This window comes from Streptococcus sanguinis (assembly GCF_013343115.1).
GTDB classification, from domain to species: Bacteria; Bacillota; Bacilli; order Lactobacillales; family Streptococcaceae; genus Streptococcus; species Streptococcus sanguinis_H.
The window spans coordinates 1772166-1792042 of record NZ_CP054570.1 but is presented as its reverse complement, the minus strand read 5'-3'; the positions used below and the strand labels follow the sequence as shown (position 1 = coordinate 1792042).

At 45.6% G+C, this 19877-nt stretch carries 17 protein-coding genes; 11 read left to right on the top strand and 6 right to left on the bottom strand.

Features of this window, described 5'->3' with window-relative positions:
* Window positions 1-80 precede the first annotated feature (80 nt).
* Window positions 81-2369 (bottom strand): Xaa-Pro dipeptidyl-peptidase, encoded by a 2289-nt coding sequence (locus tag FOC72_RS08535; protein ID WP_002896618.1) that lies wholly within the window; start codon window positions 2367-2369, stop codon window positions 81-83.
* A gap of 104 nt (window positions 2370-2473) precedes the next feature.
* Here FOC72_RS08535 and gla point away from each other — a divergent pair, with 104 nt between their 5' ends.
* The 8 genes from gla to fni all read left to right on the top strand — a co-directional run bounded on the left by gla (window position 2474) and on the right by fni (window position 10444).
* Entirely contained in the window at window positions 2474-3379 is a 906-nt protein-coding gene (gene gla / locus FOC72_RS08530; RefSeq protein ID WP_002896616.1) for an aquaglyceroporin Gla, read from the top strand.
* Between the two features lie 70 nt (window positions 3380-3449).
* Complete coding sequence (locus FOC72_RS08525) at window positions 3450-4727, top strand: hypothetical protein (RefSeq protein ID WP_002896615.1); 1278 nt, start codon at window positions 3450-3452, stop codon at window positions 4725-4727.
* Between the two features lie 95 nt (window positions 4728-4822).
* On the top strand, window positions 4823-5557 hold the full coding sequence (locus tag FOC72_RS08520; RefSeq protein WP_002896614.1) for a CppA N-terminal domain-containing protein: 735 nt from the start codon (window positions 4823-4825) through the stop codon (window positions 5555-5557).
* Entirely contained in the window at window positions 5554-6489 is a 936-nt protein-coding gene (locus tag FOC72_RS08515; RefSeq protein ID WP_002896613.1) for a serine hydrolase domain-containing protein, read from the top strand. Before FOC72_RS08520 ends, FOC72_RS08515 begins: the two co-directional genes overlap by 4 nt.
* Window positions 6490-6639: 150 nt before the next feature.
* Window positions 6640-7518: a mevalonate kinase gene (gene mvk / locus FOC72_RS08510; RefSeq protein ID WP_002896612.1), complete on the top strand. Its 879-nt coding sequence runs from the start codon at window positions 6640-6642 to the stop codon at window positions 7516-7518.
* The gene (gene mvaD, locus FOC72_RS08505) at window positions 7500-8447 is read left to right on the top strand and encodes a diphosphomevalonate decarboxylase (protein WP_002896611.1); all 948 of its coding nucleotides are present in this window, start codon (window positions 7500-7502) and stop codon (window positions 8445-8447) included. Before mvk ends, mvaD begins: the two co-directional genes overlap by 19 nt.
* Complete coding sequence (locus FOC72_RS08500; RefSeq protein WP_002896610.1) at window positions 8437-9456, top strand: phosphomevalonate kinase; 1020 nt, start codon at window positions 8437-8439, stop codon at window positions 9454-9456. Before mvaD ends, FOC72_RS08500 begins: the two co-directional genes overlap by 11 nt.
* Entirely contained in the window at window positions 9437-10444 is a 1008-nt protein-coding gene (gene fni / locus FOC72_RS08495) for a type 2 isopentenyl-diphosphate Delta-isomerase (RefSeq protein ID WP_002896609.1), read from the top strand. Before FOC72_RS08500 ends, fni begins: the two co-directional genes overlap by 20 nt.
* 40 nt (window positions 10445-10484) lie before the next feature.
* Here fni and FOC72_RS08490 read toward each other — a convergent pair whose 3' ends face one another.
* From FOC72_RS08490 to pflB, 5 genes are all read right to left on the bottom strand, one after another.
* On the bottom strand, window positions 10485-11759 hold the full coding sequence (locus FOC72_RS08490) for a hydroxymethylglutaryl-CoA reductase, degradative (protein ID WP_002896608.1): 1275 nt from the start codon (window positions 11757-11759) through the stop codon (window positions 10485-10487).
* Window positions 11756-12934: a hydroxymethylglutaryl-CoA synthase gene (locus tag FOC72_RS08485; RefSeq protein ID WP_002896606.1), complete on the bottom strand. Its 1179-nt coding sequence runs from the start codon at window positions 12932-12934 to the stop codon at window positions 11756-11758. Before FOC72_RS08485 ends, FOC72_RS08490 begins: the two co-directional genes overlap by 4 nt.
* A 145-nt stretch (window positions 12935-13079) precedes the next feature.
* Complete coding sequence (locus FOC72_RS08480; RefSeq protein WP_002896604.1) at window positions 13080-13547, bottom strand: threonine/serine exporter family protein; 468 nt, start codon at window positions 13545-13547, stop codon at window positions 13080-13082.
* Between the two features lie 4 nt (window positions 13548-13551).
* Window positions 13552-14328 (bottom strand): threonine/serine exporter family protein, encoded by a 777-nt coding sequence (locus FOC72_RS08475; RefSeq protein WP_002896603.1) that lies wholly within the window; start codon window positions 14326-14328, stop codon window positions 13552-13554.
* Window positions 14329-14487: 159 nt separating this feature from the next.
* On the bottom strand, window positions 14488-16803 hold the full coding sequence (gene pflB, locus FOC72_RS08470; protein ID WP_002896602.1) for a formate C-acetyltransferase: 2316 nt from the start codon (window positions 16801-16803) through the stop codon (window positions 14488-14490).
* Window positions 16804-17171: 368 nt separating this feature from the next.
* Here pflB and dinB point away from each other — a divergent pair, with 368 nt between their 5' ends.
* From dinB to FOC72_RS08455, 3 genes are all read left to right on the top strand, one after another.
* Complete coding sequence (gene dinB, locus FOC72_RS08465; protein ID WP_002896601.1) at window positions 17172-18236, top strand: DNA polymerase IV; 1065 nt, start codon at window positions 17172-17174, stop codon at window positions 18234-18236.
* Window positions 18237-18448: 212 nt separating this feature from the next.
* Complete coding sequence (locus FOC72_RS08460) at window positions 18449-18775, top strand: hypothetical protein (protein ID WP_002896600.1); 327 nt, start codon at window positions 18449-18451, stop codon at window positions 18773-18775.
* 307 nt (window positions 18776-19082) lie between these two features.
* Window positions 19083-19877, top strand: coding sequence for a CPBP family intramembrane glutamic endopeptidase (locus FOC72_RS08455; RefSeq protein WP_002896599.1), 795 nt, complete (start codon window positions 19083-19085; stop codon window positions 19875-19877).

Sequence of the window (19877 nt, the reverse complement as noted above, 5' to 3'; positions counted from 1 at the left end):
AAGAAAAGCCCTTAGAAACTTCTGTTCTTAGGACTTTGTCTTCAATCTGAAGCGCTGAATTTCAGCGTCTTTTTCTTTTATTAATGTGATGTCATTGTTGGCAAATCCAGACTAGATTGCTCCAAATCTACTGTCAGCTGATAGTCAGTCTTATCACGGACGGTATGCTCAAAGTCTGTAGTGTAAAGTACGAGGCGCAGTTGGTCGCCTTTTTTCATCTTATAGATAGTTGGTTGCAGTTCAAAGGAAAATTCCAGCCATTGGTCAGGAGTGACTTCTTCAACAGTCAGTAGGTTAGTCCGGTTTTGCAGGTTGATGAAGCCTTTGGTGATGACGCGATGAGGCGTTTCAGTATGGGGCAGTTCAACCAGATTGTCCAGCATATAGTAGCGGCCGTTGTCCATGACTCTAGGCTCAAGCGGTGTCGGAATCGGTGTGAGGCGTTTAGCTGGTCCAAAGTCCAGTAATTGAGCAGAAATCAATCCTTTATCGGTGCTGGATTTGAGTAGAAGATTGAGCTGGGTCGCTCCGTTGAGAAAGAGGTCCTTTTCCAAGGTCCAGTCCAGAGTAATCTGGTTGACCTTACCTTCAAAAAGTTCAGTTTTAAAGCTTTGGTAGTTTTTGGCAAAACGATTATAGTCTTCTTCTGGATATTGATTTTGGATAGATTGGCAGTCTTGGCCTAGTTGGAGATGAAGGTTCTGCTCTTGTCCACCGAAGTCTTCCAAGGTCAGCCAGCTTTGAGCTTGGCTATTGTCCTGCCAGATGACTGCTGGCAGTTCAAAGTCTGATTCACAACCCAGCAGTTTCTTGCTCAGCAGAGCATTGATAGACTCACGGAAGTCGATGGACTGCCAGTTGTTCATGTAAACATGGGCACCGTTATGGAAGAAAAGATGCTTTTTGATGTGGGGCGGTAAGGCCCGAAACATATTATAGACATGGAGAGGCTTGACATTCCAGTCTTGAGAGCCGTGGGTGAAGACGACTTCGGTCTTGACCTTATCTGCATGGAGCAGGTAGTTGCGGTCATGCCAAAATTGATTGTAATCTCCGGTTTGCCGGTCTAAGTCTTTACGCTGTTGCTCTAAGCTTTGCTGATAAGCGTCATTATGACGTAGATAGTCACCAGCCCTCAGGTTGCGGGAATAGGTCAGTTCGGTCAGGGATTCAAAATCCTCTCCGGGATAGCCGCCAGGGCTTGTGACAAGGCCGTTTTCGCGGTAGTAGTTGTACCAAGAAGAAATCCCAGCTTCGGCGATAATGACTTCCAGCCCGTCTACGCCAGTCGTTGCCAGCCCGTTGGACATGGTGCCTAGATAGGAGATACCGGTCGTAGCCACTTTTCCGTTGGACCAGGTGGCCTTGATTTCCCGTTGGCGGGTGTGGTCGGTGAAGGCTCGGCAACGGCCGTTGAGCCAGTCAATAACGTTCTTATAGGCTTCGATCTGCTGATAGTCTCCGCTGGTCATCAGTCCTTCAGAGTCTTTGGTTCCCACGCCAGACACATATAGATTGGCAAAACCGCGGGGCAGCAAGTAATCATTGAGCGTGTAGGTGCCGATATGACCTAATTTTTCCTCGGTTTCAGATACTTCTTGGGCAGGAACTGGTGAATCCAGCTGGAGCAATTTAAGTTCAGGATCTTGTACCGTGATTTGATGGGGTTCTTTTTTTGCTAAGTCCACATTCATATCATGTAGAGCCTTGTCGCTGGCGGGATCATTGGTTCCTTGATGATAAGGAGAGGCAGTCATGACAGCAGGAACTGGTCCTTGATAACGGGGACGGATGATGCTGACCTTGATGAGATCCGGACGACCGTCTCGATCAGTATCCACGCGTGATTCCACGTAAACTACCTCTCGGATAGCATCATGGCTGGAAAAGGTTGCCAGGCTCTTACCATTGAAGTAGTGGTGGGTATTGTCCTCAGGAATCAACCCCTCGCTGACTAGCTTATCAACTAAGAGGTTGCCATTTTTTGTCCGAGTGTTGAGCAGCTGGTAGAGATTTTCCAACAAGTCTCCAAATGTAATTGGAAAGCCTGTTTCTTTGCGAAAGGCCTCAAAATCTGTAAAATCAATAAAGGGCGAGAACTCAAGCAGCTGAAAGGCCACAGTGTAAAAGACAGACGCTGTCAGTTCTCTGTCAGACTGGAAAAAGCTCAGCAGGTCTGTTTGGCTGTCAGCAGCCCAGGATTTCAAGGGATAATCTGTATTTTTATAAGTGAAAAAGCTGGTGCGGAGAAAATCTTCAAGATTTTCCTTATCAGAGCGATTGCTGTCATAAAAAAAGCCTAATTCAGCTAATTCTATCAACATATTTTCCCGTTTCGTTTTTGCATAACTATACTGATTAAAACGCATATTCTTCCCTCTTTTTCTTATTTTTATTAAAAATGACCTTTACATTATCCATTATACTTGATAAAATAGACTTTGTCTAAAAAATATTTAAGGAGTATCACTAAATGGATTTCGAATGGGTCGTTAAATACGCCACAGAATTTTTAGGAACAGCTATCCTCATTGTCTTGGGGAACGGAGCTGTTGCCAACGTTGAATTAAAAGGAACTAAGGGACATCAGAGCGGTTGGTTAGTCATCGCTGTCGGTTACGGTATGGGGGTTATGATTCCAGCTTTGATGTTTGGTAATGTGTCCGGTAACCATATCAACCCTGCCTTTACTTTGGGACTTGCTGTCAGCGGTTATTTCCCTTGGGCACAGGTTGCACCATACATTGCAGCGCAGCTTTTAGGAGCTATTTTCGGACAGGCCTTGGTCGTTGCGACCCACCGTCCTTACTATCTGAAAACAGAAAATCCTAACAATATCTTAGGTACTTTCTCTACTATTTCTAGCCTAGACCATGGCACACCTGAATCACGTAAAGCTGCCTTGTTTAATGGTTTTATCAATGAATTTGTTGGTTCTTTTGTTCTTTTCTTTGCTGCTATGGGCTTGACCAAGAACTTCTTTGGAGCAGAATTGTTGAGCAAAGCTGAAGCAACTATCAATTCGCAAGCTGCTCAGATGGCAGCACAAGGGACTTCAGTTCCTAAAGAACAGATTGCTGCTGCAATATCTCAGGCTAAAGATCAAGTTGCACCATTCCAAGTTGGTAGCCTTTCAGTCGCTCACTTGGCACTTGGTTTCTTGGTAATGGCTTTGGTAACCTCTCTGGGAGGCCCTACTGGACCTGGGCTGAACCCAGCTCGTGACCTCGGACCTCGTATCCTCCACTTCATCCTGCCAGAATCTGTTTTGGGCAAACACAAGGGTGATTCAAAATGGTGGTATTCTTGGGTTCCAGTTGTGGCACCGATTCTTGCAGGTATCACAGCTGTCCTCTTGTTTAAAACAATCTACGGATAAGTACATAAGATCAGAGTTTGGGGGATTTCCCCAGCTCTTTTTTCGAACGATAGAGGAGGCAAAGTTAGAGATGCAAGTGTCAAAATTTCATAAAGTCAGTGGCCGTAGAACCTTACTCTTTGGTCTTTTAGCCCTTGTTTTCGGCCTGATTATCATTGTCAATGGCTTCAGCTTTACCCAGCTGGGCTTCGATTTTATTTCGCTTTATCTGACGGTTGTTGGCTTGGTAAATATTGTTCTTCATGTTTTTACGCGCAAGAAAGAAGGGGCTGTCTGGCCTAGTCTGCTTCAGATTACAGTCGCTATGGGTATCAGTTGGCTCAACCGAATCAGTGATGTGCCTGTCAATATTGTGATTATCAGTTTGGGTAGCTACCAGCTCTTGACTGCCGCTATTTACGGAGTGACTTATCTCCTTTATCGGCAAAATCATGTCAAGGGCGGCTTGCGCTATCTATTTGATACCGTTCTCTATGGTGGAATTGGGCTGACCAGTATTCTTTCGCCTGCGACTGACGGACACCTGCAGTTTTTGATTTTGGGAATCTATTTGATGATGCTAGGAATGTCCAATATTCGGGATGGTCTCTTTTTTGATAATGACCGGGAAAAACATCGGCTACGTAGGCAAATTCGTATTAACCTACCTATTATTTTTGCAGCCTTTATTCCGGTAGAAAATCTGGAGCGCTTTAATCGACTGATTCAGGGAGAAGCAGCTTCTGATCGTAAAAATGTTTATAGTCTTGTTAAGAACGGAGAGAAAAAGACGGACTTAGAGGTCTTGGTTCATACTTCAAAGACAAGTTTATTTGGAGCCATTGGTCATGTAGATATTTGCTATCAGGGACAAGTGATTTCTTATGGCAGCTATGATGTTTTTTCTGAGCGATGCAAGGGTATGATTGGAGACGGCGTTCTCTTCAAGGTTCCTAAAGACGCTTATATTGAGCTTTGCAAAAAAGAAAGTAAGAAAACACTCTTTGGTTATTCTTTGACTTTGACGGATAAGGAGAGGGAGTCGGTTGAAAAGCGCTTGGCTGAAATCGATCAGTTGTTGGTGGAATGGGAGCCGCCAGCAGAACTGAAAAATGGCCAGCCAACATACTCCTACAAGTTGAAGTATGAACTAGGAGCGCAGCTATATAAGTTTAAAACCAGTCGTTTCAAGACTTATTTTGTCCTGTCGACCAACTGTTGCCTGCTAGCAGATTCGATTATTGGGCAGGCTGGGACAGATATTCTGGATATTCGCGGGATTATCGCGCCCGGTACCTACCAGTCCTATCTGCAGTACGAGTTTGAGTCCGCTAGAGGTTTGGTCATTGCTCAGACCGTTTACCAATAAATCCAAGGTCTTCTTGTTTTAAAAATTGTTGGATTGCGCATAATTTCTTGTCAAAAAGATGAAAATCCATTACAATAAAATGGTTTGGAGGAATTATGAGCGCGAATCATATTATTAGAATTATCCCTGTATTAAAGATCAATAATCGTCATTTAAATCAAGAGTTTTTTGTAAATCAGCTGGGCATGAAGGCCCTTTTAGAGGAAGCTGCTTTTCTGTCCTTGGGAGATCAGACCAAGACTGAGAAACTGCAGCTGGAAGAATCACCCAGCATGCGGTCTCGGCGAGTCAAAGGTCCTAAAAAATTAGCCAGAATCCTTGTCAAGGTTGCAGATGCTAAAGAAATCGAGTCTCTATTGGCTCAAAAGCCTGCTTGGACAAAGCTGTATCAAGGAGAGAAAGGCTATGCTTTTGAAGCCCTGTCGCCAGAAGGAGACCTAGTTCTCCTGCATGCAGAAGAGAATAGAGCAAGTCTGCAAGAAGTGGCGGAGGCTCCTGTCTTTGAAAAGCAAGAGGACTTCATCGGTCTTAGCCAATTTGAGATAGAGACGGTAGAAATTCGTGTGCCCGATGCCAATGCAGCCCAAGAATTTTACAGCAAGATTGAAAATGCGCTGGATTTTCTGACCTTTACAGAAGCAGAGGGTCAAGACTTGCAGACTGACAGTGCCCTAACTTGGGACTTGACCATGCTCAAAGCTCAGGTCAATCGTTTAGAAACCGCTGCGCTGCGTCCTGTCTTTGAAGGACGCAAGATCTTTGTACCCAAGTCAGATAAGTTCTTGCTGAGTCAGGATTCTAGCAAGATTGAATTGTGGTTTGAAGCATGACTCTAGAAAAAATCATCAGTAAAATCCAAGAACAGCTGAAAGACTATATCTATCCCGGTGCTAGTCTGGCCTTGTATCAAGCTGGCCGGTGGCAGGAATTCTACTTTGGTCTAGCTGATCCGCAAGAAAAAAAGGCTACTCAAGCTGGTTTGGTCTATGACTTGGCTAGCGTTAGCAAGGTGGTCGGAGTTGGTACTCTGGCAGCCTTTTTGTATGAGCAGGGCAAGCTGGAGCTGGATTTGCCCTTGCAGCATTACTATCCGGTCTTCCGTCGAGAAGATGTGACCTTGCGTCAGCTTTTGACCCACACATCTGGGCTGGATCCCTTTATTCCCAATCGTGACCAGCTGACAGCTCCCGAGTTGAAAGCAGCGCTTAATCATTTGACGGTGCTTGAAGATAAGACCTTTCGCTATACGGATGTGAATTTTCTGCTCTTGGGCTTTATGTTGGAAGAGATCTACAGTCAGGCCTTGGATCAGATTTTTCAAAGTCAGATTTTCCAGCCTTGGGGTTTGGCTAAGACTAGTTTTGGGCCAGTTCCAGGAGCTGTGCCGACCGTTCGCGGTGTCAAGGATGGTCAGGTTCATGACCCTAAGGCGCGTGTTCTAGGAATCCATGCTGGCAGTGCTGGCTTATTTTCCACTCTCAAGGATTTGGAAATATTTCTGGAGCATTATCTGCAGGATGACTTTGCGGCAAATCTGACCCAGAATTTTTCTAAAGAGCCGGGTAAAAGGCGCAGTTTAGCCTGGAATTTGGAGGACGATTGGCTGGATCACACTGGCTACACGGGAACCTTTATCATGTATAATCGCAAGGAGCAACAGGCGGCTATTTTCCTGTCCAACCGGACCTATGAAAAAGACGAGCGGGCTCAATGGATCTTGGATCGGAACCAGCTGATGGACCTGATAAGAATAGAACTTTAAAAGACTCCGGCTGCAAGCTCCGGGGTTTTATCATGTGTGCCTATATAAATATCGGTCTCTAGCCCCAGTGATTTTCTCTGAATAAAAATCGCTTTTTTTGCCAAAGTATATTAAAATAAGATAGAGAGAATCTACAGATAAGAGAAGACTATGACAAAAAAAATCGGTGTCGGCAAGGCACACAGTAAAATTATTTTAATGGGAGAGCATTCGGTGGTCTATGGCTATCCGGCTATTTCCCTGCCTCTTAATCGTATCGAAGTGACCTGTCAGGTCTTTCCGTCTGAGCGGGCCTGGACCCTCTACGCTGAAGATACGCTGTCCATGGCTGTTTTTGCCTGTCTAGAACATCTAGGCAGGCAGGGAGCTAAGATTCGCTGTCAGGTGGAGTCCATGGTCCCTGAGAAGAGAGGGATGGGCTCTTCAGCCGCGGTCAGTATTGCGGCCATTCGGGCGGTCTTTGACTACTTTGAGGAAGAACTGGATGACCAGACACTGGAGATTCTAGCCAATCGGGCAGAGATGATTGCCCATATGAATCCCAGCGGGCTTGATGCCAAGACCTGCCTTAGCGATGTAGCTATTAAGTTTATCCGCAATTTCGGTTTCAGTGAAATAGAGCTGGATCTGGATGCCTTTTTAGTCATTGCAGATACGGGCATTCACGGTCATACCCGCGAAGCCATCCGTGCTGTAGAAAGTCAGGGCCAAAAGGCTCTGCCTTTGCTGCAGGAATTGGGGAATTTAACGAAAATCCTTGAGAAGGCTATTTCTATCAAGGACCTGATGACAATGGGACAAGCTATGACCAAGGCTCATGAGAAGCTAGCCAAGCTAGGGGTTTCTTGCCAGAAAGCAGATGAGCTGGTAGCGGCAGCTCTTGAAAATGGAGCTTTGGGAGCTAAGATGAGCGGCGGCGGTCTGGGTGGCTGTGTCATTGCTCTTGTAGGAGAAAGAAGTCAGGCGGAGGCCTTAGCCGCCTTATTGAGAGAGAAAGGGGCCATTAACACATGGATCGAAAGCCTGTAAGTGTCAAATCCTATGCCAATATTGCAATTGTCAAATATTGGGGGAAGAAAGATGCAGAAAAGATGATTCCGTCTACCAGCAGTATCTCGCTGACACTGGAAAATATGTATACTGAGACCCAGCTGAGTCCTTTGCCGGATTCAGCGACTGGAGATGAGTTTTATATTGACGGTCAGCTGCAAAGCCCGGCAGAACATGCCAAAATCAGTAAGATAATTGACCGTTTTCGTTCTCCAGAAGATGGTTTTGTCCGCGTTGATACCAGCAATAATATGCCGACAGCAGCGGGCCTGTCTTCCAGCTCCAGCGGTCTGTCAGCCCTAGTCAAGGCCTGCAATTCCTATTTTCAGACAGGCTATCAGACGGAAGAACTGGCTCAGCTGGCCAAGTTTGCTTCAGGGTCATCAGCTCGGTCTTTCTTTGGTCCGCTAGCGGCCTGGGATAAGGACAGTGGGGCCATTTATCCAGTCAAGACGGATTTGAAGCTAGCCATGATTATGTTGGTTCTGCACGATGAGAAAAAGCCCATTTCCAGCCGTGACGGTATGGAGCTCTGTGCTAAAACTTCCACCATTTTCCCAGATTGGATTGCCCAGTCTGCCTTGGATTATCAGGCTATGCTAGGCTATTTACGAGACAATAATTTTGCCAAGGTGGGTCAGCTGACGGAAGAAAATGCTCTCCGGATGCATGCCACGACAGAGAAAGCTTATCCGCCGTTTTCTTATCTGACAGAGGAGTCTTACCAAGCTATGGATGCTGTCAGAAAGCTGCGGGACCAGGGCGAGCGTTGCTACTTTACCATGGATGCGGGGCCAAATGTCAAGGTGCTCTGCTTGGAGGAAGACCTAGCCCATCTGGTGGCTATTTTTGAGAAGGACTACCGGCTTATCGTCTCCAAAACAAAGGACTTGTCAGATGAAGACTAGTGCAAGAGTTCAAACCTGCGGCAAGCTTTATCTGGCGGGTGAATATGCAGTGCTGACGACCGGTCAGCCGTCCATTATCAAGGCCATTCCTATCTATATGATGGGAGAAATACAGGCAGCGCCTGCCTATCGCTTGACATCAGATATGTTTAATCATAGTGCTAACCTAGAGCCAGACCCTGATTATGCCTTGATTCAGGAGACAGTAGCAGTTATGAATGATTATTTGCAGGTCTTAGGCTACCAACTTCAGCCTTTTTCTCTGAAGATTAGTGGCAAGATGGAAAGGGACGGCAAGAAGTTCGGGATTGGCTCCAGCGGTAGTGTTGTTATTCTGACCATTAAGGCCATGGCAGCACTTTATGAGCTAGACTTAGAGCCAGAACTACTCTTTAAGCTGGCTTCTTACGTTCTCCTCAAGCGCGGAGACAATGGCTCCATGGGAGATCTAGCCTGCATTGCTTTTGAAGACCTGATTTACTACCGGTCTTTTGATAGAGAGCTGGTCCGCAAGCGTATGGGCAAAGTTTATTTACAGCAATTACTAGCAGAGGATTGGGGTTTTGAAATTCGCAGTATTAAGCCTTGCTTAGCCATGGATTTTCTAGTTGGCTGGACCAAGCAGCCGGCTATCTCTAAGGACCTAGTCAATCAGGTCAAGTCAGCTATTTCAGAGTCCTTTTTGACAGGCAGTAGGACGCAGGTTGATGCCTTGGAGAAGGCTTTATTAGCAGGAGATAAGCTTGCTATTCAGTCTAGTATGGAAAAGGCTAGTCAGCTCTTAGAAACACTCAGTCCGGCTATCTATACAGACAGGCTGAAAGTCTTAAAAGAAGCGGCAGAGGGACTGAACTGTGTGGCTAAGAGCAGTGGTGCCGGTGGTGGCGACTGCGGGATTGCTCTCAGCTTTGATGTCGCATCTAGCAACCAACTGATTCAAGCCTGGCAAGAAGCTGGCATTGAGCTATTATACAGAGAAAGGATGGGCCATGATGAGCCAGAATCGTAAGGATGACCATATTAAATACGCTTTAGAGCAGCGTCCGGGTTACAACAGTTTTGATGAAATGGAACTGGTTCACCGTTCTCTGCCCAAGTATGATTTGGCAGAGATAGACCTATCTACTCACTTTGCTGGCCGTGACTGGGAGTTTCCTTTTTACATCAATGCCATGACTGGCGGTAGCCAAAAAGGTGGTCAAATCAATGAAAAACTGGCTCAAGTAGCTGAAAGTTGTGGCCTTCTTTTTGTGACTGGCTCTTATAGTGCAGCCTTGAAAAATCCTTCTGATCCTTCCTATCGGGTGGCGACTGGTCGGCCTAATTTATTGCTGGCTACCAATATCGGCTTGGACAAGCCTTTTCAAGCCGCCCAGCAGGCAGTAGCTGATTTGCATCCCCTCTTTTTGCAGGTCCATGTCAATCTCATGCAGGAATTGCTGATGCCAGAGGGCGAGCGAGAGTTTCGTTCTTGGCGCCAGCACTTGGCAGATTATAGTCAGCGGCTGGATCTTCCTCTAATTCTTAAAGAAGTTGGCTTTGGCATAGATCGCTCTACTGTTGAAGAAGCGCGCTCCTTGGGGATTCAGACTTTTGATATTTCCGGCCGTGGTGGCACTAGCTTTGCCTATATTGAAAATCAGCGGGGTGGCAATCGTGACTACCTTAATGATTGGGGTCAATCTACTCTGCAAAGTCTGCTAGCTCTTCAGCCATTGCGTGATGAAGTCGAACTCTTGGCTAGTGGAGGTGTCCGCCATCCTTTAGACATAATCAAAGCTCTGGTCTTAGGAGCCAAGTCGGTTGGCCTTTCTCGCGCCATGTTGGACTTGGTGGAAAATCACTCAGTGGAAGAGGTTATTGATATTGTAGAAGGCTGGAAATCGGATTTGCGGCTTATCATGTGCGCCCTATCCTGCCGAAACTTGCAAGAATTAAAGAGTGTACCCTATCTACTCTATGGGCGGCTGAAAGAAGCTCAGCAACAGATTCAATAAATAGCATAAAGACATACAAAAAAGGCCATCAATGGCCTTTTTACTTGTCCTGTTTTCGTAAGTCAGCTAGTATTTCCTGGGCAGCAGCGAGGTTGAAAGTCTTCTTGACTGTTAAACAACTGGCTACAGCAGCGATTTCTTCGCCTTGGGCTCCAGCTTGCAATGCTAAAGATTTGGCTTGCAATTTCATATGACCGGCTTGGATGCCAGTGCTGACTAGGGCTTTGAGGGCGGCGAAGTTTTGTGCCAATCCGACTGAAACGATGAGGGAAGCCAATTCCTTGGCCTGAGGCTGCACCAGCAAGTCAAAGCTGGCTGCCACTGCGGGATTGAGGCCAATGGAACCTCCTTTAGTTGCAATGGGCATGGGCAGGGTCATCTGACCATGAAGCTGGCGTTTGTCTGGGTCTGCCGTCCAAGTAGAGAGGCCGCGGTAGCTTCCTTCTCGGCTGGCATAGGCATGGGCACCGGCTTCTACAGCCCTCCAGTCATTTCCAGTAGCCAGCACCAAAGCATCAATACCATTAAAGATACCTTTATTGTGGGTAGCTGCCCGGTAAGGGTCAACCTGGGCTAATTTGCTGGCCAGCTGCATTTTATCCGCAAGAAGTTCCGCCTCGGCCGTATCCCGGCTGAGAAAGCGATAGCCGATGACACAGCGGGCTGTTACGAGACTATCTGTTGCATAGTTTGACAGGATAGCCATCAGACTCTTACCGCCAGTCAGATCTTTCAGAGGAAGGGTGAGGGCCTCCAGCATGGTGTTGAGCATATTGGCTCCCATAGCTTCCTGCGTATCCACAGATAGATAGAAAATGAGGAAGTCATCCTTTTGCTCCAGCCAGAGATCTCTAGCTCCGCCCCCACGGGCAACGATCGATGGATAGGCTTGGTTGGCCTGCTCCAGCAACTCTTTCTTTTTCCTGAGAACATCTTTAATGGCTTGGTCGATCTTTTCAACCTGATAAAGGGCAATCTGTCCAATCATCTGGCGTTTGTGAACCTCGGTCTCAAATCCGCCTGAACGTTTGATAATCTTAGCCGCAAAGCTAGCCGCTGCTACAACAGATGGCTCTTCTGTCACAAATGGAACTTGATAGGTCTTACCATCCACCAGAAAGTCTGGCACCAGAGAGTAGGGCAGGGCCAGAGTGGCCAGTACATTTTCACTCATCTGGTTGGCTGTTTCCAGAGGCAAAGTCTGCTGACTGTCTAGCAGCTGCCAATGTTCATCTTGTAAAAGTCCCTTTTCTTTCAACATCTGCAGCCGTTCAGCAGGAGTTTTTTTGGAAAATCCAGTCCAGTTTACTTTCATGATGATTTCTCAACTTTGATGTACTTACGCTGGTGCTCTGCAATTTCTGCCAGAGCAAAGCTTTGGTCTTCATAGCCAGAGAAGCTGGCATTGCCCTCCGCATCAAGCTCAGCTTCTTCAAAAAAGATGCGCTCATAATCCGGGATGGAAAGAGCCTGACGCTGGTCTAATTCCTCTAGACGTGTCTGGGATAGATGCTTTTCATAGCCTTCTACCAAATTGGCGCTGAAGATTTCAGAGACAGCTCCGCTGCCATAGCCGAAGAGAGCAATCCGATCGCCAGCCTTGAGGTTGTCAGAGTTTTCTAAAAGGGACAGGAGGCCTAGGAAGAGGGAGCCTGTATAGATATTTCCAACCTTTTGGCTGTAAAGAATAGAGGCTTCAAAGTTCTTTCTAAGCTGGTCTTGCTGCTCCTGAGGAAGGCTTTTATCCATGATTTTATTGAGGCCTTTAAGGGCCAATTTTGGATAAGGCAGGTGGAAGCAGTAGGCCGCAAAATCTTTGAGAGCCAGCTTGTGGCGTTTTTGGTACTCTGTCCAAGTTGTCTTTAAGCTATCCAGATATTGCTGGGTTGAATAGAGACCGTTGACATAAGGAGTTGTCGAGTAATTTGGGCGCCAAAAATCCATGACATCACGTGTCTGAGCTACATTATCATCATTGAAAGCGAGGATACGAGGATTGCTGCTAATTAGCATAGAAATAGCTCCCGCTCCCTGGGTTGGCTCGCCAGGTGTGTTAATGCCATACTTGGCAATGTCGCTAGCTAACACCAAAACTTTGCTGTCTGGATGTTTTTCGATATGGAGCTTGGCATAGTCCAGTGCAGCAGTAGCTCCATAGCAGGCTTCCTTGATTTCAAAGCTGCGGGCAAAGGGCTGGATGCCCAAAAGGCCGTGGACAAAAACGGCTGCCGCCTTGCTCTGGTCAATCCCTGACTCAGTGGCCACGATGACCATATCAATCTTTTCTTTGTCCTCTGTTGTCAGGATGGGTTCTGCTGCCGCCGCTCCCAAGGTAACAATATCCTCGGTCAGAGGAGCAATGCTTAGTTCCTTGAGCAAGAGCCCCTTGCTAAGCTTTTCTGGGTCAGTCCCACGGGCTGCTGCTAAATCATTTAATTTTAAAACATAATTACTGGTCGCAAAACCGATTTTGTCGATTCCGATTGTCATTATAAGACCTCTTTAAATCCTTTTATTCTAGTATATTCCGAAAACTATTTTACCATACTTAGGAATAAAACTCTTACAAAAAACATCTAATCTCAGCTAAATCAGGCTTAAGATGTATTTTCCAAAATAAAAACAGCAGATGACTCTACTGTTTATTTACTGTGAGTTTGGTTTGGCGCTTTTTCAAGTAGTGGTAGAGCTTGAGTACGACGGTGCCGCTGGCCATGCCAATTGAGATGACCAAGGCTAGAATGACTACCAGAGTGGCGTGAATCATAGCCTGGCTGTAGTCACCAGTGACAAAGAAGGCAGTCGTCCGATAGGAAATGTAGCCTGGGACCAAAGGCGCTAGAATGGCCAAAACAAAAACAACAGCGGGCGTTTTGTAGATGATGCTGAGAATTTGGCTGACGCAGGAACCAATGATAGCAGCCACAAAGGTTGCTATGATGACGTTGGTCGGTCCTTTGAGCAGGAGATAGAGTAGCCAAATAGCCATACCCAGTACTCCACCGGGAATCAGCATACTGCGCTGGACATTTAGAACGATTAAAAAAGTAATGATAGCCAGTAGGCTGGCAACTGCTTGCAGTAAGAATGTCAAGATTGTCATAGGCTTATTTCATAATAAGGAGGGCGACAGAGGTACCTGCACCGAGAGCAAGAGTGATGAGGAGCGATTCAAAGAGCTTGCTCATCCCAGAGTTGATATGGTTGGTCATGATGTCACGCACAGAGTTGGTCAGAGCAATGCCGGGCACAAAAGGCATGACAGAACCCGCAATAATCAAATCATCTGTGGAGTTAAAACCAGAATAGCGTGTCCAGATATGAGCCAGCAGTCCAAAGACAAAGGCACCAGCAAAAGCTGTCACAAAAGGGATACGGATATACTTGTCCACATACAAAGAGAAAGCAAAGCCAAAGAAGGTGGCAATGGCCGCGCCTAAAGCATCGTAGAAGTTTCCGCCAAACATGATGGAGAAGAAGGGAGCACTGAGCGTTGCTGCTGCAATCAGCTGCTTGTTATTATAGGGGAGCTCCTTAACTTTGAGGCGATTCAGCTCATCAAAAGCCTCTTGAAGTCTGATTTCTCCTGTTACCAACTGACGGGAGACCTGATTGACATCGCAGACCTTCTCAATGTTGTAGTTGGTCTTGAGATTGCGCTTCATCCGTGAGACGTTTGTATTTTCAATCGAAAAGAAAATAGCCACTGGCATTGCTAAGGCGTTGCAGTCGATAATCCCTTGCGAATGAGCGATACGAATCATGGTGTCTTCCACCCGATAAGTCTCGGATCCGCTCTGCAGCAGTAGTGTTCCAGCCAGCATGATAACATCTACCGCCAGATTGAAATCTTTGGCTTCTTCCCTGATACCTTTCTCTGTCATTTCCCCAGTCCTTTTCCTAGTATAGCAATAGAACCATTATACCATAAAGCCTCTGAAAAATTTCATCAAGTTAGTAGTCATTTGAAGTCTGAAATACAAAAAAGAAGATTGGAAATCCCCAATCTTCTTTCAAATGGTTTGTAAGTCGTCAGTCGTTTATTAGCTCAAAGCATCGTCCATAGAGAGTACTTCGTGGAATACACGTTGAGTCAATTCAGTTTTTTGCTCTGGAGTCAAGTACTTAGTGTTTACACAGTAACCTGAGATACGAACGATAACGTCTTCACCAGACATAATCTTGTCGTAAACGTCCTTCAAGTCCATGACGTTCAAGTTAACGTGCTGACCACCGTTTTCGAAGTAGCCATCCAGGATAGTAACCAAGTTGTCTACTTGTTCGTCGTGAGTCTTACCAAGCGCACGAGGTGATACTTGAGTTGTCAATGAGATACCGTCAGCTGCGTAACTGAAGTCCAAGCTAGCAAGAGAGTTAAGGTTTTGCAACCAGCCACCTTTTGCCTTGTTAGATGGGTTAGCACCTGGTGAGAAGAATTCCAATTTAGACAAGTTCACGCTGCCATCTTCGTTGAGGTAAACTCCTTTGTGAACTGGTGAGTTACCAGTTTGTTTAGAGTAAGCAACGTTAGATGTGATAGTCAGAAGAGACACAGTAGCTTCTGCATTCTTATACAGTTTGTGGCTGCGCAGACGAGTTGTGTAAGCTTCAACCAACCATTCAGCCAATTCGTTTGAACGAGGATCGTCTTCACCCCAACGTGGGTATTCACCGATTGTTTCGTAATCGTAGATGTAGCCATTTTCGTCACGGATTGGTTTTACTGTAGCGTACTTGATAGCTGACAAGGTATCAACAGTGTTGGCAAAGCCACAGATACCGAATCCCATGTTAGCGCGTTGGTAAGTTGGTAAGAAGGCCATTTGAACAGCTTCGTAGTTGTACTTGTCAGTCATGTAGTGGATGATGTTCAAGGCATCTACGTAAGTGTCAGTCAACCAGTCAAGTGATTTTTCAAAGTTTGCTTTAACTGATTCGAATTCAAGAACTTCGTCACGGATAGGCTCGATGTCAAATACCTTGTAGTCTTTATGAACATCGTCGTAACCACCGTTGAGACCTGTCAGAAGGGCTTTCAGCACGTTTACACGAGCACCAAAGTATTGGATGTTGTGGCGTTGTTCTTCGTTTTCAGGGTCAAGTGGAGACACACAGCAAGAGATACAGCTCATTTCACCGTAGCCGTCTTTAGCCATAGTTGTTACACCTTCGTATTGGATAGAAGAGTGCTTGTGGCTCATGTGCATACAGTAGCGACGGAATGAGTATGGAAGTTTATCAGTCCAGAGAACGGTCAAGTTTGGCTCTGGAGAGTTACCAATGTTGTCAAGTGTGTTAAGGAAACGATAGTCCATCTTTGTAACACGGTGACGGCCATCGTTACCCATACCAGCCATAGAAGTAGTGATGAAGGTTGGGTCACCAGAGTAAAGTTGGTCGTAAGCTTTCGTACGAGCAAACTTCACTGTACGAAGCTTCATAACGAAATCATCAACAAATTCTTGGATTTCTGATTCAGTGTAAGTACCGCGAGCCAAGTCACGTTCAGCATAGATGTCAAGAACGATAGGCACACGTCCGAGAGAAGTAGCAGCACCGTTGATGACACGGCAGACAGCCATGAAGGCGATGTTAGTCCATTGGATAGCTTCTTTAACGTCGAAGGCAGGACGGCGAACGTCAACTCCGTAAAGGTCACCCAATTTTACAACTTCACCAAGTGCTTGGTATTGCAGGTTGATTTCTTCGCGCAGACGGATTGTTTCTTCGTCAATATCAGTCAAACCATTCCAGTCGCGAACTTTTTCAGCCATGAGGTAGTCAGCTCCATAAAGAGCAAGACGTGCGTAAACCCCGATGATACGTCCACGTGAGTAAGCATCTGGAAGACCAGTTACAGTGTGGGCGTGACGAGCACGGCGGATGTTAGAAGTGTAAGCACGGAAGATACCATCATTTACTGTAGTAACATATTTAGTAAAGATTTCATGAACAGCAGGATCTGGTTCGTATCCATTTTCTTTCAAAGTAGTTTCAGCCATGCGGATACCGCCTTTTGGCATGAAGTTCAATTTGAAGAGTTCGTCGTTTTGGATACCGTAAATCAGTTCGTTGTCCTTGTCAATGTAACCAGCGTCAATATCAGCGATAGATGCTGGACGAGTGTCCATTGGGAAACGAGTTTCTTCGTAGTGAGCTTTTGTTTCTTCTACGATTTTCTTGATGTGGAGTGAGCGCTCAGTAGGACCTGCCAAGAAGCTTTCATCTCCATCATAAGGTGTGTAGTTAGCTTGAACGAAGCGAGAAACACTTGCTTTCTCTTTCCAGTCTTCACCTTTGAAGCCTTCCCAAGCTTTGTCAAAAATATCTTGAGCTTCAACAACTGTTTTTACAACCATTTGATTTTCCTCTTTATTCTAGCAACATAAACTGTTACATTTATAAGTAAAGTATATCATACGGTAATCGGTTTCACAAACCATTTTCGGCAGAAAGAAAGACTTTCTTTTATAATACAGAAAGTAAAAAGTCGCGGATGTGTACTATAGATTTGAAAAACATAACTCTTTTCAAATATTTTGGAAAAATGGGTAAAAAAGTTATAATAAAAGTAATTAAAATGTCATACAAAAATTGCTGACGAAGAATCTTACGTTTAAAATACTTTTTACAAGAACGAAAAACTGTTTCAGATTTATTTGAGTAAAAGGGCTGACTTTGTGAAAGCTTGTAAGCTGAGATTGATGGCAGGAGAAAGGAGGAGGACATGCTGATTTTTCCACTGATTAACGATACATCTCGGAAGATTATCCACATTGATATGGACGCTTTTTTCGCTTCGGTGGAAGAGCGGGATAATCCTAAGCTAAAGGGGCATCCGGTCATCATCGGCAGCGATCCCCGCTTGACAGGCGGTCGTGGTGTCGTCTCCACCTGCAATTATGAGGCCAGAAAGTTCGGAGTTCATTCGGCTATGAGCTCCAAGGAAGCCTATGAGCGTTGCCCACAGGGGATTTTTATCTCGGGGAATTACGAAAAATATCAAGCAGTCGGCTTGCAGATCCGAGAGATTTTCAAACGATATACGGATTTGATTGAGCCAATGAGCATTGACGAGGCTTATCTGGATGTAACGGAAAACAAGCTTGGGATTAAATCTGCAGTCAAAATAGCCAAGCTGATTCAGCACGATATCTGGAATGAGCTGCAACTGACGGCTTCGGCAGGTGTTTCTTATAATAAGTTTCTGGCCAAGATTGCCAGTGACTATGAGAAGCCTCATGGTCTGACTGTTATTCTGCCTGAGGAAGCAGAGGTCTTTCTGGCTCCTATGGACATTGCCAAATTTCATGGGGTTGGTAAGAAGAGCGTTGAAAAACTGCATGAAATGGGAGTTTATACTGGTGGAGATCTGCTCAAGATACCAGAAATGACCCTGATTGATAAGTTTGGTCGCTTTGGTTTTGATCTCTATCGTAAAGCGCGTGGCATCAGTAATAGTCCAGTCAAATCCAATCGTATTCGTAAGTCGATCGGGAAGGAGCGGACCTATGCCAAACTGCTCTATAGTGAGGAGGACATCAAGAAAGAGCTGACCCTGCTGGCACAGAAGGTAGAAAATAGCCTGACTAAGCATGATAAGAAAGGACGAACCATCGTTCTGAAAATCCGCTATGCAGATTTCTCTACCTTGACTAAAAGGAAAAGTTTGAATCTAGCCACTCAAGACAAGGAGCAAATCGAGCGAACGGCTCATGAGATTTACGATAGCTTGGAAGAACAACCACGAGGTATTCGTCTGCTAGGACTGACAGTGACGGGGTTTGAATAAAGATAAAGGCTTGGTTCATTACCGGGCTTTTTTAGATATAGTTTTTAGTATGAGAGAGTTGCTTGTGACGAGTTTCTAAGTTGTCTGATAATTTTCATTGACTAAAAATAATCTTTTTTGAAAAAATACTGGACAAAGTTTTCTGTGTCTGTTATACTGAGTTTATAAAATAAAAAACCGTCTGGTCGGTTTTTAAAAAGAAAGGAGCAGAAATGAAGAAATCTGTAGTAGAAAAAACAAGCGAGCACATCCTCAAGTTTAATCAGGAGCTGGATCGGCAGCGGGAAGGTCAGAAAGAGTTTTTGCAGCAGCAGGCAGAAAAACGTAAGGTGTGGCTAGAAAAGATAACACAGGGTGAGAATCTCATACGCTATTCTAAGTGGGGAGTCAAAGCTGGATATGCTGTCCTTGCTGGTGGCTTGCTGACTTCTGTCTTTAGCCCTTGGCGAGGACTGGGTATTATGGCAGTAGGGGGGCTGAGTCTTGCCTCCAATCTCTGGCAAATTCGGCGATTGCAAAATCAAGAAAGGAGCAAGTAGCATGTCTTAAGCATCAGAGTCAGGACAACTTAGAAACTAAAAGCAGCAGGCAGTAGCTAAACGGTGCTGACATAGCTTTTAGCATTATTTAGTCTATCTTTGCTTTTTATTTTAGGCAAGGACTAAAAGACTACGTTTTCTATTTGGCGCAGGTCTTTATTTTTTATAACAAAACAAACCGAATGGTCGGATTTTACAAAACTACGTTTCAAAACAGGCAATCATCTGAAAGACTGAAAGTAAAGGATGCTTTTGTCCAGTTTTCGGATGACTTTTCACTATTCTACATTTGATAAGGAGTTATCGTATGAACAAACAAACACATGTAGAGCCAGAGACAAGGCATATCCTGCCCTTTCTGGCCTGGACTTTTGGCATTACCTGGGGATCCTGGCTGATTCAGTATATTTTAACCGCCCTGAAGCTGACCAGCGGGGCTGATCCTTTGGGCTTTGCTCTCAATTTCATCGGGGGCTTCGGACCGACCTTGGGAACTTTTATCAGCCTCAAAATTTCTCATCCTAAGAAGATGCTGGACTTTATCTTTTCTCATGCTAAGGGCTGGTGGATTTACATGCTGGTCTTCTGTCTGGTTCGGGTTTTGACCCTTTTTATCGCCAATCCTGTATTACCGCCACTCAATGCCATTCTGATGTTTCCTCTGGGCTGGACCTTTGTCACCTTTGCTGGGGGCGGGAATGAAGAGCTGGGCTGGCGGGGCCTCCTGCAGCCGGCTCTGGAGAAAAAATTCTCCTTCCCTCTGGCAACTGTCATCACGGCTCTGGTCTGGGTGGCCTGGCATCTGCCCCTCTGGCTGATTCCGGGAACGAGTCAAAGTCAGATTTCTTTGCCCTTCTATCTCTCCTTTGGTATCTTGCTCTGTTTCTGTCAGGCGGTTCTCTACAAGCAGACGGCCTCTGTCTTTGCCTGCATGGTCTTTCACGGCTGCATTAACTTTGCTCAGGCGACGATTGTCGGCAGTGCTACAAATGGCGGAAGGTATCTCAGCTTCCAGGCTGCTAATCTGGTCATGACCGCCCTGCTGGTCGGCTGGTGGTATTGGAAGGGCAACCGGAAAGGAGTTCAGAAAGATGCAGGCTAA